Origin of the sequence: Modestobacter sp. Leaf380, assembly GCF_001424485.1 — a bacterium.
Classification (GTDB): Bacteria; Actinomycetota; Actinomycetes; order Mycobacteriales; family Geodermatophilaceae; genus Klenkia.
The window spans coordinates 48,064-73,277 of record NZ_LMQC01000019.1; the positions used below are offsets into that span (position 1 = coordinate 48,064).

The following is a 25,214-nucleotide window of genomic DNA, read 5'->3' on the forward strand; positions in this document are numbered from 1 at the left end:
GTTCCCGCGCCCCTCTCACTCCGTCAGCGACGCGAGGCCAGGATCGCCGACACCGTCAGCACGTCCAACCGCAGCGCGTCCGGACGCCCACGCAGCCAGGCCGGCTCGGCCGTCGTCCGGAACCGGTGGACCACCGCCACGGCGGCGTCCTCGGCGGGGGCGCCGGTACCCAGCACGCGCTGGAGCCGGCCGAACACGTGCGTCAGGTGGTCCAGGGGGACTGCGGCTGACGTCATGGGGACACCGTCTCTCGTGTCGTGCCACTCGGTGTGGCACGACACAGCGTGAGGCCTCCGGAACGGAAAAGAACGGATCGCCACGCCGTCCCACCCGGTCGGGCTACCGCAGCACCACCAACAGGTCACCGCCCTCGACCTGCTGCACCGCGCTGATCGCCACCCGGGACACCGTCCCGGCCTGCGGCGCGGTGATGCCGGCCTCCATCTTCATCGCCTCGATGGTGGCGATCGTGTCCCCGGCAGCGACCTGGTCGCCCTCGGCCACCTGCAGGGTCACGACGCCGGCGAACGGCGCGGGCACCTGGCCGGCGTCGGCACGGTCGGCCTTCTCCGCGGCCTTGACCGCCGAGTCCACCGACCGGTCCCGCACGCTCACCGGGCGCAGCTGGCCGTTGAGGGTGCACATGACGGTCCGCATGCCCCGCTCGTCGGCGTCGCTGACCGCCTCGACCCCGATCAGCAGCCGGACCCCGGGCTCCAGGTCGACCGCGTGCTCGGTGCCGCGGCGCAGGCCGTAGAGGAACTCCTTGGACGGCAGCACCGAGGTGTCGCCGTAGGTCTCCCGGTGCGCGTCGAACTCCTTCGTCGGCCCGGGGAAGAGCAGCCGGTTCAGCGTCGGCCGCGGCGTCTCCGCCAGGCCGGCCAGGTCCTCCTCGGACAGCTCCGCCGCGGGCTCGGCGGCGCGCCGGCCCTCCAGCGCGCGGGTGCGGAACGGCTCGGGCCAGCCGCCGGGCGGGTCGCCCAGCTCGCCGCGCAGGAAGCCGACCACCGAGTCCGGGACGTCGAACTTCCCCGGGTCCTCGGCGAACGCGGTGACGTCGACCCCGGCGCCGACCAGCTGCAGCGCCAGGTCGCCCACCACCTTGGACGACGGCGTCACCTTCACCAGGTGCCCGAGCAGCCGGTCGGCCGCGGCGTAGGCGTCCTCGACCTCCTCGAACCGCTGCCCCAGGCCCAGCGCGATCGCCTGCTGGCGCAGGTTGGACAGCTGGCCACCGGGGATCTCGTGGATGTAGACCCGCCCGGTCGGGCTGGGCAGCCCGGACTCGAAGGGCGCGTACACCCGCCGGACGGCCTCCCAGTACGGCTCCAGGTCGTTGACCGCGGTCAGGTCCAGTCCGGTCGCCCGCGGGGTGTGGTCCGTGGCGGCCACGATCGCCGACAGCGGCGGCTGGCTGGTGGTGCCCGCCATCGACGCCACGGCGCCGTCGACGGCGTCCACACCCGCCTGCCAGGCCGCCATCAGGGTGGCCAGCTGGCCGCCGGCGGTGTCGTGGGTGTGCAGGTGCACCGGCAGGTCGAACCGCTCCCGCAGCGCCGTCACCAGGGTGGCCGCGGCCGGCGGGCGCAGCAGACCGGCCATGTCCTTGATCGCCAGCACGTGCGCGCCGGCCTCGACGATCTGCTCGGCCAGCCGCAGGTAGTAGTCCAGCGTGTACAGCTGCTCGGCCGGGTCGGACAGGTCGCCGGTGTAGCAGAGCGCCACCTCCGCCAGCGCCGTCCCGGTCTCCCGGACCGCCTCGATCGCCGGACGCATCTGGGACACGTCGTTGAGGGCGTCGAACACCCGGAACACGTCGATGCCGGTGCGGGCGGCCTCGGCCACGAACGTCGTCGTCACCTGGGTCGGGTAGGGCGTGTAGCCCACCGTGTTCCGCCCGCGCAGCAGCATCTGCAGCGCCACGTTGGGCACCGCCTCGCGCAGCGCTGCCAGCCGCTCCCACGGGTCCTCGTGCAGGAAGCGCAGCGCCACGTCGTACGTCGCCCCGCCCCAGGCCTCCAGGCTCAGCAGCTGCGGCGTCGTCCGGGCCACGTGCGGGGCGACGGCCAGCAGGTCCTTGGTGCGCACCCGGGTCGCCAGCAGCGACTGGTGGGCGTCCCGGAACGTCGTGTCGGTGACGGCGAGGGCCTCCTGGGCGCGCAGCGCCGCCGCGAACCCCTCCGGGCCCAGCTCGGCCAGCCGCTGCCGGGACCCCGCCGGCGGCTCCCCGACCAGCTCGACCGCGGGCAGCTTGGACATCGGGTCCACCAGGTGCGGGCGCTCGCCGTGCGGCTGGTTCACCGTCACGTCGGCCAGGTAGGTCAGCAGCCGGGTGCCGCGGTCGGCGGACTGCCGCGCCGTGAGCAGCTCCGGGCGCTCCTCGATGAACGACGTCGTCACCCGGCCGGCGCGGAAGTCCGGGTCGTCCAGCACGGCCTGCAGGAACGGGATGTTCGTGGACACGCCGCGGATGCGGAACTCGGCGACGGCGCGGCGGGCCCGGGCCACGGCGATGTCGAAGTCCCGGCCGCGGCAGGTCAGCTTCACCAGCATCGAGTCGAAGTGCGCCCCCACCTCGGCGCCCAGGGAGGACCCGCCGTCCAGCCGGACGCCGGCGCCGCCGGGTGAGCGGTAGGCGGTGATCCGGCCGGTGTCCGGGCGGAACCCGTTGGCCGGGTCCTCGGTGGTGATCCGGCACTGCAGGGCCGCCCCGCGCAGCTGCACCGTCTCCTGGCTCAGCCCCAGGTCGGCGAGGGACTCACCGGCGGCGATCCGCAGCTGGGACTGCACCAGGTCGACGTCGGTGACCTCCTCGGTGACCGTGTGCTCCACCTGGATCCGCGGGTTCATCTCGATGAAGACGTAATGGCCGCTCGCGTCGAGCAGGAACTCCACGGTGCCGGCGCAGGTGTAGTCGATGGCCCGGGCGAAGGCGACGGCGTCCGCGCACATCCGCTCCCGCAGCTCCTGGGGCAGGTTCGGCGCGGGCGCCAGCTCGATGACCTTCTGGTGCCGGCGCTGGACGGAACAGTCCCGCTCGAACAGGTGCATGACGTTGCCCTGGGTGTCGGCCAGGATCTGCACCTCGATGTGCCGCGGGTCCACCACCGCCTGCTCGATGAACACCGTGGCGTCGCCGAACGCCGACTCGGCCTCCCGCATCGCGGCCTCGATGGACCCGCGCAGCGCACCCTCGTCGTCCACCTTGCGCATGCCGCGCCCGCCACCGCCGGCGACCGCTTTCACGAACAGCGGGTAGGCCATCTCCCGGGCCTGCTCCAGCAGGGTGTCGACGTCGTCGGTGGGGTCGGTGGAGCCCAGCACCGGCAGCCCGGCGGCCTTCGCCGCGGCGATCGCCCGGGCCTTGTTGCCGGTCAGCTCCAGCACGGCCGCGCTGGGCCCGACGAAGGTGATGCCGGCGTCCGCACAGGCCGCGGCCAGGTCCGGGTTCTCGGACAGGAAGCCGTAGCCGGGGTAGACGGCGTCCGCACCCGCCCGCTGCGCCGCCGCCACCACGGCCGCGACGTCGAGGTAGGCGCGCACCGGGTGCCCGGGCTCGCCGATCTCGTAGGACTCGTCGGCCTTCAGCCGGTGCACCGAGTTCCGGTCCTCGTGCGGGAAGACGGCGACCGTGCCCGCCCCGAGCTCGTAGGCGGCGCGGAACGCCCGGACGGCGATCTCCCCGCGGTTGGCGACCAGGACCTTGGAGAACACGCGTCGACCTCTCAGCAGAGCAACGGGGTGTGGGCACGGTATCGGTCGGGGTAGCTCCGGAGGTGTGGAGACCTCACGCACCGCCCTGATCACCGGCGCCTCCAGCGGCATCGGCCGGGCCACCGCCCTGCTGCTCGCCGAGGAGGGTGCCCGGCTCGTGCTGCTGGCCCGCGACCGCGGCACCCTCGAGGACGCCGCCGCCGAGTGCCGGGCCGCCGGGGCGACCGACGTCGTCGTCGAACCCTGCGACGTCAACGACCGGGCCGGGCTCGGGGACGTCGTCCGCCGCACCGTCGAGCGGTTCGGCAGCCTGGACCTCGTCGTCCACTCGGCGACCGTGATGGCCTACGGCGACGTCGAGGACCTGCGCGCCGAGGTGTTCGAGCAGGTCGTGGACACCGCCATCCACGGCACCGCCAACGTCGCCCGCCCGGTGCTCGCCCAGTTCCGCCGGCAGGGCCGCGGCGACCTCGTCGTCGTCAGCTCGCTGCTGGCCTCGATCACCGCCCCCACGATGGGCGCCTACGCCACCGCCAAGTGGGGCCAGCTCGGGCTGGTGCGTACCCTGCAGCAGGAGACCCGCGACGTCCGCGACATCCACGTCTCCGCCGTCTCGCCGGGTGGCGTCAACACCCCGATCTACTACCAGGCCGCGACAGTGCTGGGGAACACCGGACACCCACCGCCCCCGGTGTACTCCCCCACCCGCGTGGGCCGGGCGATCCTCGCTGTCGCCGAGAACCCGCGCCGGCTCAAGCAGTCCGGCATCGCCAACCCGCTGATCATCGCCGGGTACCGGCTGCTGCCGCCGGTCTTCGACACCCTGGTCGGGCCGCTGCTCAAGGTGTTCGGGATGAGCCGGGACTCCGTGCCCGCCACCGACGGCAACGTCTTCGAGTCCCGCCCGGAGAAGAACGACAAGACCGGCCCCTGGCGCGACATCTGACCCCACGCCAGGCCCCCTCCCGCCAGGCCCCTGCCGCCGGCCCCCTGCCGCCGGTGATCATGGGGTCGTCGCCGGTCGACACGCCGTCCACGGCGTGTCGGATGACGACGACCCCGTGATCACCGCGGGCTGGGCGGGCCCGGGCGGGTGCGAACCCGCACGATGGGTGGGTGTGGAAGCCCAGTGACCTCGCCGACGCCGCGCGGGCGGCGTTCCGCGGCCGGGTGTCCGGCGACCCGACCGGCGCCCCGGACTGGGTGCGTGACATCGCCCGGGTCGGTGAGGGCGACGGCTGGTTCGACCCGGACGGCGTCGTCTGGCGGGTGCACGGGGACCTGTCCACGCTGGTCGGCGGGGTGGCCGCGCTGCTCGGGCAGGGCGCGCACCCGCTCGCACTGGCCGGCGTCCAGCGGCACTCGGCCTACCGCGAGGACCCGTGGAAGCGGCTGGCCGGCACCGCCCGCTGGCTGGTGGTCAGCACCTTCGGCTCCGCGGAGCTCGCCGAGCGGGAGTCCGCCCGGGTCCGCGGCATGCACCGCCGCGTGAAGGGCACCCTGGACGACGGCCGGGCCTACTCCGCCGGCGACCCGGACCTGCTGCGCTGGGTGCACCTGGCCTTCACCGACGCCTTCCTGGCCGCCCAGACCGCCGTCGGCCGGGACATGAGCCGCTTCGGCCCGCGCTGGGGCGACACCTACGTGCACGACTGGGCCCGCACCGCCGAGGCCCTGGGCGCCACCGACCTGCCGCACTCCCGGGACGAGCTGGCCCAGGCCCTCGCGCAGTACGCGCCCACCCTGGAGCCGGTGCCCGCGGACCTGCTGGCGTTCCTGTCCGCACCGCCCGGGCTGTCCGCCCCCGAGCGGGTCGTCTACTCCGGGTTCTCCGGCGGGGCGGCGCTGCTGGTCTCCCCCACCATCGCCCCACTGGCCGGCGTCCCCGGTCGGGCCGTGCGCGGGCTCCGCGAGCGCGGCCAGCTCGCCGTCACCACGGCGCAGCTGCGCGGACTGAACCTGGCCCTGGGCTCGCACAGCCCGTCGGAGGAGGCCGCCCGCTGGCGCCTGGGCACCGGCCCCGCCCCCGCCTGGGCCGCCTGACCCCGTCGACCATCGTGCGGTGGTCGCCCCGACACGCCCTCCCGAGCGCGGCGCGCGACCACCTGACGATGATCAACAGGAAGCGGGCGGGGAGGATGGGCCGGTGACCTCCTCCTTCTCCGCCGAGGTCGGGGCTGCCGTCGGGCGGCTGGCCGGGGTCGCGGTGACCACGCCCGTGCAGCGCAACGACCGGCTGTCGGCCGTCACCGGCGCCGACGTCTGGTTCAAGCGCGAGGACCTGCAGGTCGGCCGCTCCTACAAGGTGCGCGGCGCCTACAACACCATCGCGCAGCTCCCGGCCGGCTCCACCGCGGTGACCGCCAGCGCCGGCAACCACGGCCAGGGCTTCGCGCACGCCTGCCGCACCCTCGGCGTCCGGGGGCACGTGTTCGTGCCCGGGACGACGCCCAGGCAGAAGCGGCAGCGCATCGCCGCCCTCGGTGGGGACGCCGTCACCCTGGTCGTCGAGGGCGACACCTACGACGACGCCGCCCGGGCCGCCGCCGCGCACGCCGCCGGCACCGGGGCGACGCTGGTGCCCGCGTTCGACGCGCTGTCCACCGTCGCCGGGCAGGCCACCGTCGCGGTCGAGGCGCTGTCCCAGCTGCCGTTCGTGCCCGACGTCGTCGTGCTGCCGGTGGGCGGGGGCGGGCTGCTGGCCGGCTGCGCGACCTGGCTGGCCGAGCACGCGCCCGGCACCCGCGTCGTCGGCGTCGAGCCGGTCGGCGCGGCCAACATGGCCGCCGCCCTCGCTGCGGGCGAGCCGGTGACGCTGGCCGACATCGACACCTTCGTCGACGGCGCCGCCGTCCGCCGGGCCGGCGACGTCACCTACCCGCTGGTCCGTGACGCCGGCGTCGAGCTGGTCACCGTGCCCGAGGGCGCCATCTGCACCGAGATGCTCGAGCTGTACCAGGTGGACGGCGTCATCGCCGAGCCCGCCGGGGCACTGGCCAGCGCGGCCCTGACCTCGGGCGCGGTCGTCGTGGAGCCGGGGCAGACCGTGCTGTGCCTGCTGTCCGGGGGCAACAACGACGTCAGCCGGTACGCCGAGGTCGTCGAGCGATCGCTGGTGCACCGCGGGCTCAAGCACTACTTCCTGGTCGAGTTCCCGCAGGAGCCCGGGGCGCTGCGCCGCTTCCTGGACGAGGTCCTCGGCCCGGACGACGACATCGTGCTCTTCGAGTACGTGAAGCGGGACAACCGGGAGACCGGCGCCGCGCTCACCGGCATCGAGCTGGGCAGCGTCGACGGCCTGGCCCCGCTGCTGGGCCGGATCGAGGCCGGGCCGCTCAAGATCGAGCACCTGGCCCCGGGGACGACGGCCTACCGCTTCCTGGTCTGAGGCCGCCGTCGCGGCGTCCTCAGTCCACCAGGTCCAGGGCGGCGCCGACGATGGCGTCGGTGTCGATGCCGTGGTGCCGGTAGATGCTGGCCAGGTCACCGGACTGCCCGAACCGGGTGACGCCCAGGTGCACCGCGGGCACCCGGTGGACGCCGGCCAGGAACGCCAGGGTGTGCGGGTGGCCGTCGAGCACGGTGACCATCGGGACGGCGCGGTCGGCGGGGAACACCTGGTCCAGCACGGCGGTGGCGGCGTCGTCCTGACCGCGGCGGGCCTGCAGCGCACGGAACAGCAGGCCCGGGCTGGTGACGACGACGACGTCGGCCGGGAACCCCAGCCCGCCGAGCCTGTCGGCGGCGGCCAGGCCCTCGGTGACCATCGCGCCCATCGTCACCACGGTGACGGCGGGGGCGGCGACACGGCGCAGCGCGTAGGCCCCGGCCACCACCTGGCGACGGCGGCGCTCCCGGGCAGCCGGGTCCTCGGGCACCGCGGCCAGGGTCTGGTCGACCGGCCGGGTGGACAGCCGCAGGTAGGCCGAGGTGCCGTCGGGGCGGCCCAGCCGGCCCAGCGAGGCCAGCAGGCACCACTCGGTGTCCAGCGCGAACGCCGGCTCGTAGGTGACCACGCCGGGCTGCTCCAGGCCGATGGACGGCGTGGTGATCGACTGGTGCGCGCCACCCTCGCCGGCCAACGTCACCCCGGACGGCGTCCCCACCAGGATCGACTGCCCGCCGGCGTAGACGCCGAAGCTCCAGGGCTCCAGGGCCCGGGAGACGAACGGGTCGTACATGACGCCGATCGGCAGCAGCGGCTGCTGCCACCGGTTCCACGTGGAACCCAGCTCGCCCATCAGCGACACCAGGTTGACCTCGGCGATGCCCAGCTCGATGTGCTGCCCGGACGGGCGCTCCCGCCAGTGCAGGATCGTCTCGGGGTCGTCGGAGAACCAGTCGTGCCGGTCCTCGGCCGACCAGACGCCGACCTTGTTCACCCAGCCGCCCAGGTTGGTGGACGAGGACACGTCCGGGCTGACCGTGACCACCCGGGCGCCGGCCTCGGGGGCGGCCCGGTTGAGGTCCAGCAGGGTGCGGCCCAGCGCAGCCTGGGTGGTCGCCGTCCCCGACGGGGTGCGGCCCAGGTCGCCCGGCACCGACGGCGCCGGGGCACCCTCGTGGTCGGTGCGCCCCAGCCGGTCAGCCGCGGCGGCGAGCAGCCGGCCGCCGGGGGAGCTGGGCTCCAGCCGGGCCCACGGGTCGGCCGGGTCCACGCCCACCCGGGCGGCGAGCTCGTGCAGCTGGGCCTCGGTGAGCAGCGCCGAGTGGTTCTGCGGGTGCCCTTCGGTGGCCAGGCCGTAGCCCTTGAGCGTGTAGGCCAGCACGACGGTGGGGCGGGTGTCGTCGATCTGGGCGAACGCCGTCCGCAGCGCCGTCAGGTCGTGGCCACCCAGGTTGCGGACCGCGGCCAGCAGGTCGGCGTCGGGGACGTCGGCGATCAGCCGGGCGACGTCGTCGGCACCGTGGCCCTCACCGGGCAGGTGCTGGCGCAGCTCCTCGGGTGTGCGGCGCAGCATCCGCTGGTACTCGGGGTTGGTCATGGTGTCGATCCGGTCGCGCAGCGCCGGACCGCCGTCCCGGGTGAAGAGCTCCTCCAGCAGCGCGCCGTACTTCACCGTCAGCACCTGCCAGCCGGCCGCGGCGAACATGCCCTGCAGCCGGGCGGCGCCCATCGTGGGGACGACGCGGTCCAGCGACTGCCGGTTCAGGTCCACCACCCAGACGACCTCGCCCAGCTCGGCGACCATCGGGTCGACCACGGCCTCCCACACCGCGCCCTCGTCCAGCTCGGCGTCCCCGACCAGGGACCACTGCCGACCGGCACCGCCGGTGCCGAACTGGGTGTTGACGTACCGGCGGGCGATCGCACCCCAGATCGGGGCGGTGGCCCCGATGCCGACCGAGCCGGTCGAGTAGTCGGCGGGGACCGGGTCCTTGAGCCGCGAGGGGTAGGACTGCAGACCACCGAACTCGCGCAGCGTCGTCAGCTTCTCCGCCGGCAGCTGGCCGAGCAGGTACTCCAGGGCGTGCAGCACCGGCGAGGCGTGCGGCTTCACCGACACCCGGTCCTCCGGGCCCAGGGCCTCCAGCCACAGCGCCGTCATGATCGTGGTGATCGAGGCGCTCGACGCCTGGTGGCCGCCCACCTTGAGCCCCGACGGGTTCGGCCGCACCCGGTTCGCGTGGTCGACGATCGCACTGGCCAGCCACAGCACGCGCTCCTCGACCTCACGCAGGGCGGCGTCGGGACGGGTGTCGGCAGCGGCGCCGAGGGTGGCGGTCATGGGCCCAGCATCCCAGTGCGACCGGCTCTACGCTGCGCCCAGGTGGCCTGCGCCACACCCCCAGACCCGGAGGGCCCGATGGACTACGCCGAGCTCCAGACCGCCTTCCTCGGGGAGCCCGCGCCCGGACGCCCCGCCCCCCGGGTGCCCGACACCCCGGCCCGGCGGCTGCGCGACGCCGCCGAGCCGCTGGCGACCGTCGGCTTCTGGGGCCGCCCCGCCTACGCCGCCCTGGAGGCGCTGGGCCTGGAGTTCCTCACCGGCTACGTCTGGGCGCGGACCGCGCCGATGGGCGAGCCGACGGCGCCGGTCGTCGTCGCCGCGTTCGGGGTGTTCGAGCCCGGCCTGGTGACGTCGCTGTACGACCAGGCGCGGGCCCTGGCCGGCCGGGACCACGTCCTCGCCGCCCGGGAGCGGGGTGCGGTGGAGTCGCTGCGGGAGCTGCTGGCCGACGTCCCCACCCGGGAGGTGGAGACGGCGGTGGCACAGCTGCGTCGGGCCACCGACCTCGTCGTCGCCGATGTGGCGGGCCGGCCGCTGACCGCGGGCCTGGCCTCGCTGGAGTGGCCGGCGGACCCGCTCGGTGCGCTGTGGCACGCGACCTCGCTGCTGCGCGAGCACCGCGGCGACGTGCACCAGGCGGCGAACGTGGCCGCGGGGCTCAGCGGCGTCCAGATGAACCTGGTGACCGAGCACTGGGTGGGCTGGGAGCCCGGCGCCTACGCCGGCACCCGCGGCTGGTCCCCGGAGGTGATGGCCGCCGCCGGCGCCGACCTGGCCGCCCGCGGCTGGGTCGCCGACGGCGCGCTCACCCCGCTCGGCCAGACCGAGCGCGACCGGATCGAGGCGCAGACCGACGCCGCGATGGACCGGGTGCTGACCCCCGTCGGGGAGGACCTGCCCGCGCTCACCGAGCAGCTGGACGCCTGGTCGGCACTGGTGCTCGCCGGCGGTGCCGCACCCCTGGACCCGTACAAGCGCGTCTCGGGCTGACCCCGCGGGCGGCGAGCGTTGATCAGGGTCCCTGATCAGAGTCCGTCCACCCTCACGACACGTCCCGAGGGAGGACGGACTCCGGTGAACGCCCCTGATCCACGCTCGCCCCCCGCCGGAGACGACGAACGCCCCGGGGCGGCGGGCACCCGGGGCGTTCGTCCGTACTGCGTCAGGGCTCGACGGTCACCTTGATGGCGGTGCCGGCCTTGACGATGTCGAAGGCCTCCATCGCGCGCTCCAGCGGGAGGCGCGCGGTGATCAGGTCCTTGACCGGGACCTGACCGGTGGAGATGTACTCCAGGGCGCGCTTGTTGTGCTCGGGGGCCGAGCCGTTGGCGCCGTGGATGTGCAGCTGGCGGTAGTGCACGACGTTGGAGTCGCAGGTGATCGTCGGGTTGGTCTTGGGCAGACCGCCGAAGAAGGAGATCCGGCCGTTGCGGGCGGCCATCGCGATGGCCTGCTCCTGGGTGACGTTGGCCGCGGTCGCGGTGATGACGACGTCGGCACCGCGGCCGCCGGTCAGCTCCATGACCCGCTCGACGACGTCGACCTCGGCGCCGTTGATCGTCTCGTCGGGCTGGACGGCGTCGGCCGACATCTGCAGCCGCTCGGCGTTGACGTCGACCAGGAACACCTTGCCGACCTTGTGCACGCCGCGGGCGATGCGGATGTGCATGCAGCCGATGGGGCCGGCGCCGAAGACGACGAGGGTGTCGCCCTCCTCGATGCCCAGCAGCTCCTGGGCGTTGATGGCGCAGGCGAAGGGCTCGGCGGCGGAGGCCTCGTCGTAGCCGACGTTGTCCGGGATCCGGTTGAGGCCGTCGACCTTGAGGACCTGCTGCGGGACGATCATGAACTCGGCGAAGCCACCGTCGTACTGGTAGCCCACCGAGGTCTGGTTCTGGCAGACGGCCATCCAGCCCTTGCGGCACTCGTGGCACTCCCCGCAGGGCACCGCGGCGATGACCTGGACGCGGTCACCGGGGGCCCAGCTGCTGCCGTGCGTGCTGTTGACGTCGGCGCCGACCTCGACGACCTCGCCGGCGATCTCGTGGCCGATCGTCCGCGGCGGGGTCAGGTTCTGGTGCCCGTTGTGGAAGATCTTGACGTCGGTGCCGCAGGTGGAGCAGTTCTTCACCGCGATCTTGACCTCACCGGGCCCGCACTCGGGCTCCGGCACGTCCTCGAGGCGGACGTCTTCGGGGGCGTAGAACCGCAGGGCCTTCATGGGTGTCCTCCACAGGGGTGGGTCGAGAGCCGGTCGCCGCTCCACGCATCGCTCGTCGAGCATGTGTCGGCGATCACTGTAGTGGCGCGTTCCCGAGCCACTTCTCCGGAACCGCAACAGAGCCTATTTCCGACTACGTTTGCTTCGATCCGGAACGGCTTGACTCTAGGCCCTTGACCGCAGCCGTGCGCCCGTATACAAACGCATACGCAGATCCGTGACTGTGGTCACAGGACTGCACCACACTCAAGACCCGGGCCCGGGACACCGCCGATCGAGGCGCCCGCGGCCCCCACGGAGGAAGGCTCACCATGGCCAGCACCACAGAGGCAGCGCCCCGAGGAGGAGCCCGGCTGCACGTGCAGCGGTTCGGCACCTTCTTGTCGAACATGGTGCTGCCCAACATCGGGGCGTTCATCGCCTGGGGCCTGATCACCGCGCTCTTCATCGAGACCGGCTGGATCACCCTCATCGGCGACGCCCTGGGCCACCAGGGCGGCTACGGCTTCGTCGAGAAGCTCGGCGCCTGGGGCTCCGGCGCCGACGGCACCGGCATCGTCGGCCCGATGATCACTTACCTGTTGCCGCTGCTCATCGGCTACACGGGTGGCCGGATGATGTACAACGACAACCTCCGCGGCGGCGTCGTCGGTGCCATCGCGACCATGGGCGCCATCACCGGCGCCAGCGTCCCGATGTTCCTGGGCGCCATGGTCATGGGCCCGCTCGGCGGCTGGTCGATGAAGAAGCTCGACGGCCTGTGGGCGCACAAGATCCGCCCCGGCTTCGAGATGCTGGTCAACAACTTCTCCGCCGGCATCTGGGGCGGCTTCCTCGCCGTCGTGGGCTTCGTGATCGCCGGCCCGTTCGTGCAGGCCTTCTCCAACCTGGCGTCCAACGTCGTGGACACCCTGGTCAGCAACAACCTGCTGCCGCTGACCTCGATCTTCATCGAGCCCGCGAAGATCCTGTTCCTCAACAACGCCATCAACCAGGGCATCCTGACCCCGCTGGGCACCAACGAGGCCGCCAGCGCCGGCCAGTCGATCCTCTTCCTGCTCGAGGCCAACCCCGGACCGGGCCTGGGCCTGCTGCTGGCCTTCGCGCTCTTCGGCCGCGGCGCCGCCAAGTCCTCGGCCCCCGGCGCGATCCTCATCCAGTTCGTCGGCGGCATCCACGAGATCTACTTCCCCTACGTGCTGGCCAAGCCGAAGCTGGTCGCGGCCGTGATCCTCGGCGGCATGGCCGGCGTCGCCACCAACGTCGCCTTCGGCTCGGGCCTGCGGTCCCCCGCCTCGCCCGGCTCGATCATCGCCGTCTGGGCCGCCTCGCCCCCGAGCAGCCTGCTCGGCGTCACCGCCTCGGTGATCGTCGCCGCCGGCGTCTCGTTCGTCGTCGCCGCGTTCCTGCTCAAGATCGACAAGACCCCGGACGACGGTGACCTGTCCGCCGCCACCGCACAGATGGAGGCCGCGAAGGGCAAGAAGTCCTCGGTCGCCGGCATGCTCGGCGGCTCGTCCACCGGGACCACCGGGCCGATCCACTCGATCGTCTTCGCCTGCGACGCCGGCATGGGTTCCTCGGCCATGGGCGCCTCGGTGCTGCGCAAGAAGGTGCACGGCGCCGGGTTCGGCGACGTCACCGTCGTCAACAAGGCCATCAGCAACCTGACCGACGACGCCGACCTCGTCGTCACCCACCAGGACCTCACCGCCCGCGCCCAGCCGAAGACCCCCTCCGCCGCGCACGTCTCGGTGGAGAACTTCATGGCCAGCCCGCGGTACGACGAGATCGTCGACCTGCTCCGCCAGCGCAACGGCGGTGGCAGCGCCCAGACCGCGGCCGCCACCACCAGCGGCGGCGTGGACAGCTCCCTGCTGTCCCGCGAGTCGATCGTGCTGGACGCCGCCGGCGACAAGGCCGCCGCGATCAGCCAGGCCGGTGAGCTGCTCGTCGCCGCCGGCGCCGTGGACGCCTCCTACGTGCGGGCCATGCACGAGCGGGAGACCTCGGTGTCGACCTACATGGGCAACCTGCTGGCCATCCCGCACGGCACCAACGAGGCCAAGCCCTCCATCAGGCGGTCGGCGATCTCCTTCGTCCGTTTCCCGCAGGGCGTGGACTGGAACGGCAAGCAGGTCAAGTTCGTCATCGGCATCGCCGGCGCCGGCGACGACCACCTGAAGCTGCTCGGCCGGATCGGTGAGGTCTTCACCGACGACGCCCAGGTCGCCCGCCTCGAGGCCGCCCGCACCCCGGACGACGTGCTCGCCGTCCTCGGGAGCATGCAGCCGGCGTAGTCGGCACCGCACGCGAACGGCCCCGGTCCCTGCGGACCGGGGCCGTTCTGCGTCCCCACCCCCGCGACGCCCCGGCATGGGATCCCCCGCATACAGCTGGAGCCGCCACCGGTATGCGAGGGATCCCATGCTGAGGCCGCGGGAGCATGGGGGCATGACCCGACCCCTCACCGTCGTCACCGGCGGCAGCCGCGGCATCGGCGCCGCCACCGTCGCCGCGCTCGCCCGGGCCGGACACGACGTGGTCGTCGGCTACCGGGCCGACGGGGACGCCGCCGCCCGGGTGGTCGCCGACGCCGAGGCGGCCGGGGCGCGGGCCGTGGCGGTGCGGGCCGACGTCACCGACCCCGACGACGTCGACCGGCTCTTCGACACCCCATTGGGCACGGTCACCGGCCTGGTCGCGAACGCGGGCCTCACCGCGCACCTGGGCGACCTCGCCGACACCCCCGTCGACGTCGTCCGCACCGTGCTGGACACCAACCTGCTGAGCGCGGTGCTGTGCTGCCGCCGAGCCGCCCAGCTGCTGTCAACCGACCGCGGCGGACCCGGCGGCGCCATCGTCTGCATCTCCTCCTCGGCGGCGACCCTGGGCTCCCCGCACGAGTACGTGCACTACGCCGCGGCCAAGGCCGGCGTCGATGCACTCGTCGTCGGGCTGGCCAAGGAGCTGGCCACGGCCGGCGTGCGGGTCAACGGCGTCGCCCCCGGCCTGGTGCTCACCGACATCCACGCCGGCGCCGGGGACGCCGACCGCCCCGCCCGGGTCGTCGCCCGGATACCGATGGGCCGGGCCGGGGAACCGGCCGAGATCGCCCCCGCCGTGGTCTGGCTGATGGGCCCCGACGCCGGCTACACGACCGGCACGGTGGTCCGGGTGGCGGGCGGTCTCTGACCCTCCTGCGTTGCTCGACGTTGCAGTCCCGGAGATGCCCAGGTGACCGGGGTCACCACGACTCAACGGATGCGTTTATGGTCACACCTGCACGTGGCACCAGGTGCCACCCAGTTCGAGCGAAGCACAGGAGCAACGATGCCCACCACCACTCGCGCCTCGATCATCCGTTCGTCCCCCGGGTCCTACGAGACCGTCACCCTCGAGCTCGACGACCCGCGTCGCGGCGAGGTCCAGGTCAAGCTGGCCGCCTCTGGGCTGTGCCACTCCGACGACCACCTCCAGACCGGCGACCTGCAGGTCATGACCTACCCGTTCTGCGGCGGCCACGAGGGCTCCGGCGTCATCACCAAGGTCGGCCCCGACACCCCCGGCTTCGAGGAGGGCGACCACGTCGTCTTCTCCTTCGTCCCCTCGTGCGGCCAGTGCATGGCCTGTCGCCGCGGCGACTTCAACCTCTGCGACAAGGGCGCCCTGCTGCTCGTCGGCTCCCGCGCCGACGACGCCGAGGACTTCCGGATGAAGCTCGACGGCGAGAACGTCGGGCAGATGTGCGGCATCAGCACGTTCTCCGAGTACACGACCGCCGACGTCGCCTCGGTCATCAAGATCGACAAGGACATCCCGCTCAAGTCCGCCGCCCTCGTCGGCTGCGGCGTGCCCACCGGCTGGGGCACCGCGGTCGAGGCCGGCGGGGTCAAGCCCGGCGACGTCGTCATCGTCATGGGCATCGGCGGCATCGGCATCAACGCCGTCCAGGGCGCCAAGCACGCCGGCGCGACCAGCATCATCGCCGTCGACCCGACCCCCTTCAAGCGCGAGATGGCGCAGGAGTTCGGCGCCACCGACGTGTTCGAGGACATGGACCAGGCCACTGCCTACGCCCAGTCGATCACCCAGGGCCAGGGCGCCGACGTCACCCTGATCACCGTGGGCGTGCTCAAGCCCGAGCACCCCGCCCAGGGCCTGGCCTCCATCCGCAAGGGCGGCACCGTCGTCGCCACGGGCCTGGGCGCCATGACCGACATGTCCCCGATCTCGATGTTCGACCTGACCCTCATGCAGAAGCGCCTGCAGGGCGCGATCATCGGCGCCCAGTCGCCACACTCGGACATCCCGAAGCTCCTGCGCATGTACCAGGCCGGCCAGCTCAAGCTCGACGAGCTGATCACCAAGGAGTACACGCTGGACCAGGTCACCGAGGCCTACGAGGACATGCACGCCGGCAAGAACATCCGCGGCGTCATCGTCTTCGACTGAGGAAGGACCTCGTCGCCCCCCCGCACCACGCTCCGCGCGGTACGGGACCCTGCGACGAGGCCGTTCCATCACGTCACCTGAGGGCCCGGGACCACGTCCCGGGCCCTCAGCGTGCGTAGCGGGCTGCGGCCTTCTCGCGGGCGCGGGCGGCGAGGACCTCGCGGTCGCGCGGGGGTGCCGACGTCGTCAGGTCGGCCAGCAGGTGCCGGGTGGCGTGCGCGATGTCGGCCACCGCCCGGTCGAAGGCCTCCTGGTTGACCTGGGAGGGCTTCACCGACCCGGACACCTTGCGGACGAACTGCAGCGCGGCGGCGTCCACCTCGTCGGGCGTGGTCTCCGGTTCCAGGTTGTGCAGGACCCTGATGTTGCGGCACATGCCCCCGGACCCTAGGTGGAGTGCCCCGGCGCAGGGAACCTCCACCAGGGCACTCCACCGGGGGACTCCAGCAGGGCACTCCAGCGGCGGCTCAGGCGAGGGCGAACTCGGCGGGTGCGACCGCCGTGGTCACCGCACCGCCCTTGGCCAGCGCACGGCTGATCACCAGCCGCTGGATCTGGTTGGTGCCCTCGAAGATCTGCATGACCTTGGCCTCGCGCATGTAGCGCTCCACCGGGAAGTCACGGGTGTACCCGGCCCCGCCCAGCACCTGGACGGCGTCGGTGGTCACCTTCATCGCGTTGTCGGTGGCCACCAGCTTGGCGATCGAGGCCTGCTGGGAGTAGGGCAGGCCGGCGTCCTTGAGCCGGGCGGCGTGCAGCGTCATCGCCCGCGCGGTCTCGACCGCGGCGGCCATGTCGGCGAGCAGGAAGCCCAGGCCCTGGTGCTCGATGATCGGGACGCCGAAGGTCTCGCGCTCCTTCGCGTAGGCCAGCGCGTCGTCCAGCGCGCCCTGCGCCAGCCCGACGGCGACGGCGGCGATGCCCAGCCGGCCGGCGTCGAGCCCGGCCAGCGCGATCGGCAGGCCCATGCCCTCCTCGCCCAACCGGCGGTCGGCCGGCACCCGGACGCCCTCGAAGCGCATCGTGGCGGTGGCCTGGGCGGTGAGGCCCATCTTGCGCTCGGGCGGCGCGGCACTGAGGCCCTCGCTGTCGGCGGGGACAAGGAAGCAGGAGATGCCGCGCGAGCGGTGGTCGCTGGTGCGGGCCATCACCTTGTAGAAGTCGGCATGCCCGCCGTGGGTCACCCAGGCCTTCTCCCCGGTCAGCACGTAGTCCCCGCCGTCCCGGACGGCGGTGGTGCGCATCGCGGCCGGGTCCGAGCCGGCGTGCGACTCCGACAGGCAGTAGGCGCCCAGCTGCTCCCCGCCCAGCATCCCCGGCAACAGGCGCTGCTTCTGCTCGTCGGTGCCCTGGGTGACCAGGCCGAAGCAGGACAGCCCGTGCACGCTCACGCCCACCCCGACGCCGGCCCAGACGCGGCTGATCTCCTCCAGCACCTGCAGGTACACCTCGTAGGGCTGGGCGCCGCCACCGAACTCCTCGGCGTAGGGGAGGCCCAGCAGCCCGGCGCGGCCCAGGGTGGCGAACACCTCGCGCGGGAACACCTCGTCGGCCTCGGCGGCGACCACCCGGGGGGCGAGCTCGGCGCGGGCGATGTCGCGGGTCAGCTCGAGGAGGTCGGCGGCCTCCTGGGTGGGAACCAGACGCTGGACCGGCATGGCGGGCACCTCTCATCAGTACTGCAGGACGGCGTGCAGTACAGAAGATAGCCTGGACGACGTGACCACGGCCAGGCTGGCGACCCGCGGCCCCGCGCGCCGCGAGGCACTGCTGGACGAGCTGGTCGACGTCTTCCTCACCGAGGGGTTCGCCACCTTCACCCTCGACGAGCTGGCTCGGCGACTGCACTGCTCCAAGTCCACGCTCTACGCCGTCGCCGGGAGCAAGGAGCAGCTGGTGGTGGCCGCGGTCCGCCGCTTCTTCGCCCGGGCCACCCTCGCGGTCGAGTCCCGCGCCGCCGAGCCCACCGACGCCGGTGAGCGGCTGCACGCCTACCTGCTCGCGGTCAGCGACCAGCTCCGCCCGGCCGGTCCCGCCTTCTTCGCCGACCTCGCCGCGTTCCCGCCGGCCGCAGAGGTCTACGCCCGCAACACCCGCACCGCCGCCCGACGCGTCCAGCAGCTGGTCAGCGACGGCGTCGACGCCGGCACGGTCCGCCCGGTGCACGCCTCCTTCGTCGGGGCCGCCGTCGCCGAGGTCATGGCCGCCATCCACTCCGGTGAGATCACCGCCGCCACCGGCCTGGACGACGCCGCCGCCTACGCCGAGCTGGCCGACCTCGTCGTCGCCGGCCTGCGCCGCCCCTGACCCCCCGACCGCCCCCTGGGGCAACGTCCGGTTCCCTGGCTCGACCTGGGCCACCGGACGTGGAGCCGCGCCGTGTCCCGGCTCAACGTCCGGCGAAGCGGGTGGACACAGCCCACCGGACGTTGACCGGGCTGGCAGGGAGTGGCGGTGCGCACACTCGGGTTGACCTCGGCCGCGGCCCCAGAGGTAAGGTGAGGCTTACCGATCATGGTCCTGAGGGCCGTGCCCCGCCGCCCCCAGGAGACCGTCCGTGGCCCAGCGCTCCACCGCGCCGTCCTCGGCCGAGCCCTCGGCAGGCGGGACCCGGGCGCCCGCGCCGGAGGACCTGGCCCGCGAGCAGAACACCGAGCAGCGACGCCGCGGACTGCTGCGCGGCCCGGCCACCCGACTGGGCGGCCTCTGGCTGCTGCTCGTCCTCACCGTGGTGGTCTGCGCGCTGAGCATCGCCGTCGGCACCCGCTCGATCGGGCTGGGCACCGTCTGGCAGGCCCTCACCGACAGCTCGCTGCCCGGCGACGAGGGCGTCGTCATCCGCGAGCTGCGGGTCCCCCGCACCCTGCTCGGCATCCTGGTCGGGCTCTCGCTCGGCGTCGCCGGCGCGCTCATGCAGGGCCACACCCGCAACCCGCTCGGCGACCCCGGCCTGCTCGGTGTCGCCGCCGGCGCCTCGGCCGCGGTCGTGCTGGCCATCTTCGTGCTGGGCGTCTCCACCCCGTCGGGCTACGTCTGGTTCGCCTTCGCCGGCGCCCTGCTCGGCAGCGTCGCGGTCTTCGCGATCGGCTCCAGCGGACGCGGCGGGGCCACCCCGGTGAGCCTGGCGCTCGCGGGGGCCGCCATCTCCGCCCTGCTGTACGCCCTGGTCCGCGCCGTGCTGGTCAGCGACCAGCAGACGCTGGACAGCTTCCGCTTCTGGGTCGTCGGCTCGCTCGCCGGCCGGGACAGCTCGATCGCCTGGCAGGTGCTGCCCTTCATCGCCGTCGGACTGCTGCTGGCCGTGGTCAACGCCCCCGCCCTGAACCTGCTCGGCCTCGGCGAGGACGTCGCCCGCGGGCTCGGCCAGAACGTGTTGCTGGCCCGCACCACCGGCATCCTGGCCATCACCCTGCTCACCGGCGCCGCCACCGCCGCCTGCGGGCCCATCGGCTTCGTGGGCCTCGTCGTCCCGCACGTCGCCCGGGCCATCACCGGCCCCGACCACCGGTGGCTGATCCCGTACTCGGGGCTGCTGGGCGTGGTCCTGCTGCTGGTCGCCGACGTCGTCGGCCGGGTCGTCGTCCGCCCCGGGGAGCTGCAGGTCGGCATCGTGCTGGCCCTGGTCGGCGCACCGTTCTTCATCGCCCTGGTCCGTCGCAAGAAGATGAGCGCGCTGTGACCGCCACGATCAGCACCCGCGCGCCCGAGCGCCGCCCCGACAAGCGCCGCACGCTCCGGATCGGCCCGCTGTCCGGCGTCGTCCGCAGCCGCCAGCTGCTGCTGCCGGTGGTCACCGCCGTCGTCCTGGTGCTGGTCAGCGCGCTCAGCATGGGACGCGGGGACTACCCGATCGGCCTGGTCGACGTGCTGCGCACGGTGGTCGGGGCCGGAGACCCCACCCAGCAGTTCATCGTCACCGAGCTGCGTGCCCCGCGGATCGTCGTCGGCGTGCTCGTCGGGCTCGCACTCGGCGTCTCCGGCGCCCTCATCCAGACCTTCGCCCGCAACCCGCTGGCCTCCCCGGACACGCTGGGCATCAACGCCGGCGCCTCGGCCGCCGCGGTCGCCGTCATCGTCATCGGCGGTGGCTCCTCGGCCGCCGGCGGGCTGCTGGGCGGACTCGGGCTGCCGGTCGCCGCCCTGGCCGGCGGCCTGCTCACCGCGCTGCTGATCTTCGTGCTGGCCTGGCGCGGCGGCGTGGACGGCTACCGGCTGGTGCTGGTGGGCATCGGGCTGGGTTCCGTCGGCTACGCCCTCGTCGACTGGCTGCTCACCCGCTCCGACATCCAGGACGCCGCCGCGGCCACCGTCTGGCTCACCGGCTCGCTCAACGGCCGCAGCTGGGACCAGGCCTGGCCGCTGGCCACCGCGCTGCTGCTGCTGGTGCCCGTCGCGCTGGCGCTGTCCCGGGTGCTCGGCGTCCTCCAGTTCGGCGAGGACACCGCCCGCGCGCTCGGCGTCCGGGTCGGGCTGGCACAGGCCGTCGTGGTCCTGGTCGCCGTCGCGCTGGCCGCGGTGTCCGTGGCGGCTGCCGGGCCGGTCCAGTTCGTCGCCCTCGTCGTCCCCCAGGTCGCCGTCCGGCTGGCCGGGGGTTCCCGCCCGCCGCTGCTGGCCTCCGGCCTGCTCGGGGCCCTGCTCGTCGTCGGCGCGGACCTGCTGGCCCGCACCGTGCTGCCCATCGCGCTGCCCGTCGGGATCGTCACCGCGGTCATCGGCGCCCCCTACCTGCTCTGGCTGCTCGTCCGCGGCCGCCGCTCGATCACCTGAGAGAGAAGGAGCCGACATGACAGCGACCCTGGCCCACCCGGCCACCGGCACGACGTCCCGACCGCAGGTGCGGTTGGCCGCCGAGCAGGTGCGGCTGGCCTACGGCGAGCACGTCGTCGTCGACTCCCTGGACCTCGAGCTCACCGACGGCTCGTTCACCGCCATCGTGGGCCCCAACGGCTGCGGCAAGTCCACCCTGCTGCGCGCGCTGGGCCGGCTGCTGCGGCCCAGCTCCGGGCAGGTCGTGCTGGACGGCCGGCCGATCGCCAAGACCCCCACCCGGGAGGTCGCCCGGGTGCTGGGCCTGCTGCCGCAGACCCCGATCGCCCCCGAGGGCCTCACCGTGGCCGACCTGGTCGCCCGCGGCCGGCACCCGCACCAGTCCTGGCTGCGCCAGTGGTCCCGGGACGACGAGGCCGTCGTCGCCGAGGCGCTGAGCTGGACCGACATGACCGACCTGGCCGACCGCCCGGTCGACGCACTGTCCGGCGGCCAGCGCCAGCGGGCCTGGATCTCGATGGCCCTGGCGCAGGGCACCGATCTGCTGCTGCTCGACGAGCCGACCACCTACCTGGACCTCTCGCACCAGATCGACGTCCTGGAGCTGGTGGCCCGGCTGCACGCCGAGCGCGGCCGCACCGTGGCCGTGGTGCTGCACGACCTGAACCTGGCCGCCCGGTACGCCCAGCGCCTCATCGCCATGAAGGACGGCGTCATGGTCGCCTCCGGCACCCCGGCCGAGGTGCTCACCGAGCAGCTGCTGGACGAGGTGTTCGACCTCGAGGCGCGGGTCATCCCGGACCCGGTCTCCGACACGCCGATGGTCGTCCCGGTCCGTCGCATCCGCTGAGGCGGAAGCCCAGCTCAGCGGCCTGTCGACTCCTCCGACCGGGTGGTGAGGCGAGGCTCAGTTGGCTGGCGGGCGCCCGCGCGGGCTGTCACCGTGACCCCATGACCACCACCCAGGAGATGCCCCAGGTCCAGGACTGCTCGGTGAGCAGCTGCTCCTACAACGCCGACGCCGGCTGCCACGCGGGCGCCATCACCATCGGCGGCGACCACGCCCACTGCGGCACGTTCGTGGAGATCTCGTTCCGCTCCGGGATCGAGCGCACCGGCGTCGTCGGGGCCTGCCACCGCACCGAGTGCGTGCACAACGAGAAGCTCGAGTGCGGCGCGGCGTCCGTGCAGGTCGGTTCGGCCGCCGACAAGGCCGACTGCCTCACCTACTCCGCCCGCTGACCCCCGCCGTCCCCTCGCGGGGCGGTCAGGAGAGCAGGGGCTGCAGGGCGTCCGCGTCCGGCAGCCGCTCGAGCTCCACGGCGCCGTCCGCGCCCACGCGCAGGACGGCGTCCGCGACGGCGAGCACGGCCACCGGGTCGACGTCGTCCACGACGACGGTCGCACCCCGGCCGGCCAGGGAACGGAGCCCGGACAACGCGGTCCGGCGCTCCGATGCCCCCAGGCCGTCGGTGAACCGCGAGACCAGCACGACCGGTGCCCGGACCGCCTCGGCGGCCTCGAGCCGTGCCGCGAGCGTGTCCTGCGCGTGCGCCTCCAGGCGCACCACGGACAGGCTGGCGTGACCGCCGGCGCAGCGGGCCGAGTCCTCGTCCAGCGCGGCGCACACGGCAGCGCGGACCGGGGCCGGGCCCAGCAGGGCGACGACGGACGAGACGGGCAACCTGAGCGACACGGACGACCTCCAGAGCGAGTGAGGTCAGGCTAACCTGACCCCACCGCCCTGTCGAGGAGTCCGGCTCACTCCCGGGGCGAGACCTCGCCCATGGCGCCCCAGGTGTCCTGCCCGACCTCGACGTTGATGATCTTCGGGGTGTCGGTGACCAGGTACGACATCTCGTCGATCGCCTTCTGGAAGTGCGGCTCGGCCACGTGCGCCTCGCCGGCGGCGCCGTCGGCGAAGGCCTCCAGCAGCACGAACGTGTTCGGCTCCTCCAGGCTGCGGGACCACTCGAAGAACACGTTGCCCGGCTCCGCCCGCACGGCGGCGGTGAACTCGGCGGTGACGCGCTCCCACTCCTCCAGCCTGTCGGGACGGACCGGGAACTTCACGGCGATGAAGATCATGGCCCCATCGTCGCCGACGCCTCGGCGTCCCGCAGGCCGACCGGGGTGACCGGGAAGGGGTGCCCGGGCGGGCGATCGTGGATCAGGGGCGTACAGCAGAGTCCGTCCTCCCCCACGACATCTCGTGGGGGAGGACGGACTCTGATCAGGGACCCTGATCCACGCTCCGGTGCGGGTCGCGGGCAGGGCCACCCGCCGTGCGGAGGGTGTCGCGGGGGCGGTCGGTCAGTCGCGCGGCTCCTGCGGCCGGCCCGCGCCGACCCGGTCGCTGCCGGTCACCGGCACGTCGGTCGGCGCCGGGACCGGGGAGCCCACCGAGGCGGCCGTGTTGGCCTGCCCGGTGCGCGCCTGCACCGTGCGCGAGGGGGTCGGGCCGTCGGCGACGCCGTCGCCGTCCTCGTCCGGGGCGTGCTGCACGCTGAGGACGAAGTCGTCCCCGTGCGTGGTGAGCCCGTGGACGACGGCCTGCTCGACCGCCTCGGTGGCCACCACGCCGCGCAGCACCATCGGGTCGGTCCGCAGGTCCTTGGCGAGGGAGAACGCCAGCCCGACCATGACGATGGCGAAGGGCAGTGCCGCGATGATCGTCAGGTTCTGCAGGCCGGTGAGGGCCTCGTCCCCGCCGACCAGCAGCATGATCGCTGCCACCGAGCCCATGACGACGCCCCAGAAGACGACGACCCAACGGGAGGGCTCGAGGGTCCCGCGCTGGGACAGCGAGCCCATCACGATCGAGGCGGCGTCGGCGCCGGAGACGAAGAAGATCGCCACCAGCACCATGACCAGCACGGTCGCGACGCTGGCCAGCGGGTACTGCTGCAGGACGCCGAAGAGCTGCCCCTCGCTGGTCGACTGCCCGGCGACGTCGGTGCCGCTCTGCTGGGCGGCGATGCCGGCCCCGCCGAAGACGGCGAACCAGACCAGGCTGACGACGCTGGGGACCAGCAGCACACCGGTGACGAACTGGCGGATGGTGCGGCCGCGGGAGATGCGGGCGATGAAGAGCCCGACGAACGGGGTCCAGCTGATCCACCAGGCCCAGTAGAAGACGGTCCAGCCCTGCAGCCAGGTGGCCATGGCGTCACCGCCGGAGGCCTCGGTGCGGGCGGCCATCTCCCCCAGGTCGGAGAAGTAGCTGCCGATCGCGCCCGGGATGAGGTTGAGGATCAGCACGGTCGGGCCGACGACGAAGACGAAGACGGCCAGGATGAGCGCCAGCACCATGTTGGTGTTGGACAGCCACTGGATGCCGCGGGACACCCCGGAGACCGCGGAGGCGACGAACGCCATGGTCAGCACGGCGATGATGACGACCAGGACGCCGTTGCCGACGTCACCGGCCCAGCCCAGGATCTCCACGCCCGACCCGATCTGCAGGGCGCCGAGGCCCAGCGAGGCGGCGGAGCCGAAGAGGGTGGCGAAGATGGCCAGGACGTCGATGACCTTGCCGGCGGGGCCGCTGGTGCGCTTCTCGCCGAAGAGCGGGGCGAAGGCGGCGCTGATCAGCTGCTTGCGGCCGCGGCGGAAGGTGCCGTAGGCGATGGCGAGCCCGACGACGGCGTAGATGGCCCACGGGTGCAGGGTCCAGTGGAAGAGCGTGGTGGCCATGGCGGTGGACACGGCGTCGGGCGTCTCGGCCTCGACGGTGCCCGGCGGCGGGGACACGTAGTGCGACAACGGCTCGCTGACACCGAAGAACATCAGGCCGATGCCCATGCCGGCGCTGAACATCATCGCGATCCAGGACACGGTCCGGAACTCGGGGCCCTCGTCGTCGCGGCCCAGTGGGATGCGGCCGTAGCGCGAGGCGGCCAGCCAGATCACGTAGACGACGAAGCCCGACGCGATGAGCACGAAGAACCAGCCCAGGTTGGACTCGATCCAGCCCAGGGCGGTGCCGCTGGCGTTGCCCAGGCCCTGGGGGGCGGCGAAGCCCCAGGCCACGAAGGCCAGTGCGATGACGGCGGCGACCCCGAACACGACGGTGTCCAGGTGGCCCTTCTCGTCGGCCCGGGCGGGCGGCGGTTCGGCGATCGCGGGGTGGCCCCCGGTGTCGGTCGGCTCTCGGTCGGTGGTCGTCACAGGCAGGCGTGGCGCACGGTCTCGGCGCCCCTCCGTTCAGTCTCGGGGACAGGGGACGGCCCGCGCCGGGGTGGTGCCTCGGCGGGGCCGACCACCCACCGTCCGCCCCACCTGCCCCAGAAAGCAAACCGAGAACCGCCGGTGCAACCCGATCG

The 25,214-nt window shown here is 73.5% G+C and carries 21 protein-coding genes; 12 read left to right on the forward strand and 9 right to left on the reverse strand.

Going from position 1 to position 25,214, the window contains the following annotated elements:
• Positions 1-23: 23 nt before the first annotated feature.
• A complete protein-coding gene (locus tag ASG41_RS12690; protein WP_056295214.1) occupies positions 24-236 on the reverse strand; it encodes a hypothetical protein in 213 nt (70 codons plus the stop codon).
• A gap of 103 nt (positions 237-339) precedes the next feature.
• Positions 340-3,714, reverse strand: a complete 3,375-nt coding sequence (locus tag ASG41_RS12695; protein WP_056295217.1) for a pyruvate carboxylase — start codon at positions 3,712-3,714, stop codon at positions 340-342.
• A 64-nt stretch (positions 3,715-3,778) separates the two neighbouring features.
• On the opposite strand from ASG41_RS12695, the gene ASG41_RS12700 reads away from it, so the two are divergent.
• The 3 genes from ASG41_RS12700 (at position 3,779) to ilvA (ending at position 7,102) form a co-directional block, all read left to right on the forward strand.
• Positions 3,779-4,660, forward strand: a complete 882-nt coding sequence (locus ASG41_RS12700) for an SDR family oxidoreductase (RefSeq protein ID WP_200938857.1) — start codon at positions 3,779-3,781, stop codon at positions 4,658-4,660.
• A gap of 170 nt (positions 4,661-4,830) precedes the next feature.
• Entirely contained in the window at positions 4,831-5,757 is a 927-nt protein-coding gene (locus ASG41_RS12705; protein ID WP_056295220.1) for an oxygenase MpaB family protein, read from the forward strand.
• A 103-nt stretch (positions 5,758-5,860) separates the two neighbouring features.
• On the forward strand, positions 5,861-7,102 hold the full coding sequence (ilvA, locus tag ASG41_RS12710) for a threonine ammonia-lyase IlvA (protein WP_056295223.1): 1,242 nt from the start codon (positions 5,861-5,863) through the stop codon (positions 7,100-7,102).
• 19 nt (positions 7,103-7,121) lie between these two features.
• Here ilvA and ASG41_RS12715 read toward each other — a convergent pair whose 3' ends face one another.
• Positions 7,122-9,443 carry a pyruvate dehydrogenase gene (locus ASG41_RS12715; protein WP_056295226.1) on the reverse strand — a complete coding sequence of 774 codons (2,322 nt, stop codon included), beginning with the start codon at positions 9,441-9,443 and terminating at the stop codon, positions 7,122-7,124.
• Between the two features lie 78 nt (positions 9,444-9,521).
• On the opposite strand from ASG41_RS12715, the gene ASG41_RS12720 reads away from it, so the two are divergent.
• Positions 9,522-10,436, forward strand: a complete 915-nt coding sequence (locus tag ASG41_RS12720; RefSeq protein ID WP_056295230.1) for a hypothetical protein — start codon at positions 9,522-9,524, stop codon at positions 10,434-10,436.
• Between the two features lie 172 nt (positions 10,437-10,608).
• Here ASG41_RS12720 and ASG41_RS12725 read toward each other — a convergent pair whose 3' ends face one another.
• Entirely contained in the window at positions 10,609-11,667 is a 1,059-nt protein-coding gene (locus ASG41_RS12725) for a zinc-dependent dehydrogenase (protein WP_056295233.1), read from the reverse strand.
• A gap of 311 nt (positions 11,668-11,978) precedes the next feature.
• On the opposite strand from ASG41_RS12725, the gene ASG41_RS12730 reads away from it, so the two are divergent.
• The 3 genes from ASG41_RS12730 to ASG41_RS12740 all read left to right on the forward strand — a co-directional run bounded on the left by ASG41_RS12730 (position 11,979) and on the right by ASG41_RS12740 (position 16,122).
• Positions 11,979-13,967: a PTS mannitol transporter subunit IICBA gene (locus ASG41_RS12730; RefSeq protein WP_056295236.1), complete on the forward strand. Its 1,989-nt coding sequence runs from the start codon at positions 11,979-11,981 to the stop codon at positions 13,965-13,967.
• Between the two features lie 154 nt (positions 13,968-14,121).
• On the forward strand, positions 14,122-14,862 hold the full coding sequence (locus tag ASG41_RS12735; protein WP_056295240.1) for an SDR family oxidoreductase: 741 nt from the start codon (positions 14,122-14,124) through the stop codon (positions 14,860-14,862).
• Between the two features lie 138 nt (positions 14,863-15,000).
• A complete protein-coding gene (locus ASG41_RS12740; RefSeq protein WP_056295244.1) occupies positions 15,001-16,122 on the forward strand; it encodes an NDMA-dependent alcohol dehydrogenase in 1,122 nt (373 codons plus the stop codon).
• A 106-nt stretch (positions 16,123-16,228) separates the two neighbouring features.
• Here the strand turns inward: ASG41_RS12740 and ASG41_RS12745 are convergent, their stop codons facing one another.
• Entirely contained in the window at positions 16,229-16,498 is a 270-nt protein-coding gene (locus ASG41_RS12745) for a DUF2277 domain-containing protein (RefSeq protein WP_056295247.1), read from the reverse strand.
• Between the two features lie 91 nt (positions 16,499-16,589).
• Entirely contained in the window at positions 16,590-17,780 is a 1,191-nt protein-coding gene (locus ASG41_RS12750) for an acyl-CoA dehydrogenase family protein (protein ID WP_056295249.1), read from the reverse strand.
• 61 nt (positions 17,781-17,841) lie between these two features.
• On the opposite strand from ASG41_RS12750, the gene ASG41_RS25075 reads away from it, so the two are divergent.
• From ASG41_RS25075 to ASG41_RS12775, 5 genes are all read left to right on the forward strand, one after another.
• Positions 17,842-18,429, forward strand: a complete 588-nt coding sequence (locus ASG41_RS25075; protein ID WP_056295252.1) for a TetR/AcrR family transcriptional regulator — start codon at positions 17,842-17,844, stop codon at positions 18,427-18,429.
• Between the two features lie 250 nt (positions 18,430-18,679).
• Positions 18,680-19,801 (forward strand): iron ABC transporter permease, encoded by a 1,122-nt coding sequence (locus ASG41_RS12760; protein WP_082556895.1) that lies wholly within the window; start codon positions 18,680-18,682, stop codon positions 19,799-19,801.
• Entirely contained in the window at positions 19,798-20,889 is a 1,092-nt protein-coding gene (locus ASG41_RS12765) for an iron chelate uptake ABC transporter family permease subunit (protein WP_082556896.1), read from the forward strand. Before ASG41_RS12760 ends, ASG41_RS12765 begins: the two co-directional genes overlap by 4 nt.
• A 16-nt stretch (positions 20,890-20,905) precedes the next feature.
• On the forward strand, positions 20,906-21,739 hold the full coding sequence (locus ASG41_RS12770; protein ID WP_056295255.1) for an ABC transporter ATP-binding protein: 834 nt from the start codon (positions 20,906-20,908) through the stop codon (positions 21,737-21,739).
• A 101-nt stretch (positions 21,740-21,840) separates the two neighbouring features.
• The gene (locus ASG41_RS12775; protein WP_056295258.1) at positions 21,841-22,131 is read left to right on the forward strand and encodes a DUF1540 domain-containing protein; all 291 of its coding nucleotides are present in this window, start codon (positions 21,841-21,843) and stop codon (positions 22,129-22,131) included.
• 25 nt (positions 22,132-22,156) lie between these two features.
• Here the strand turns inward: ASG41_RS12775 and ASG41_RS12780 are convergent, their stop codons facing one another.
• The 3 genes from ASG41_RS12780 to ASG41_RS12790 form a co-directional block, all read right to left on the reverse strand.
• Entirely contained in the window at positions 22,157-22,585 is a 429-nt protein-coding gene (locus ASG41_RS12780; RefSeq protein WP_056295261.1) for a hypothetical protein, read from the reverse strand.
• Positions 22,586-22,650: 65 nt separating this feature from the next.
• Complete coding sequence (locus tag ASG41_RS12785; protein ID WP_056295263.1) at positions 22,651-22,977, reverse strand: putative quinol monooxygenase; 327 nt, start codon at positions 22,975-22,977, stop codon at positions 22,651-22,653.
• Positions 22,978-23,202: 225 nt separating this feature from the next.
• Positions 23,203-25,059 (reverse strand): BCCT family transporter, encoded by a 1,857-nt coding sequence (locus ASG41_RS12790; RefSeq protein WP_235564771.1) that lies wholly within the window; start codon positions 25,057-25,059, stop codon positions 23,203-23,205.
• Positions 25,060-25,214 lie beyond the last annotated feature (155 nt).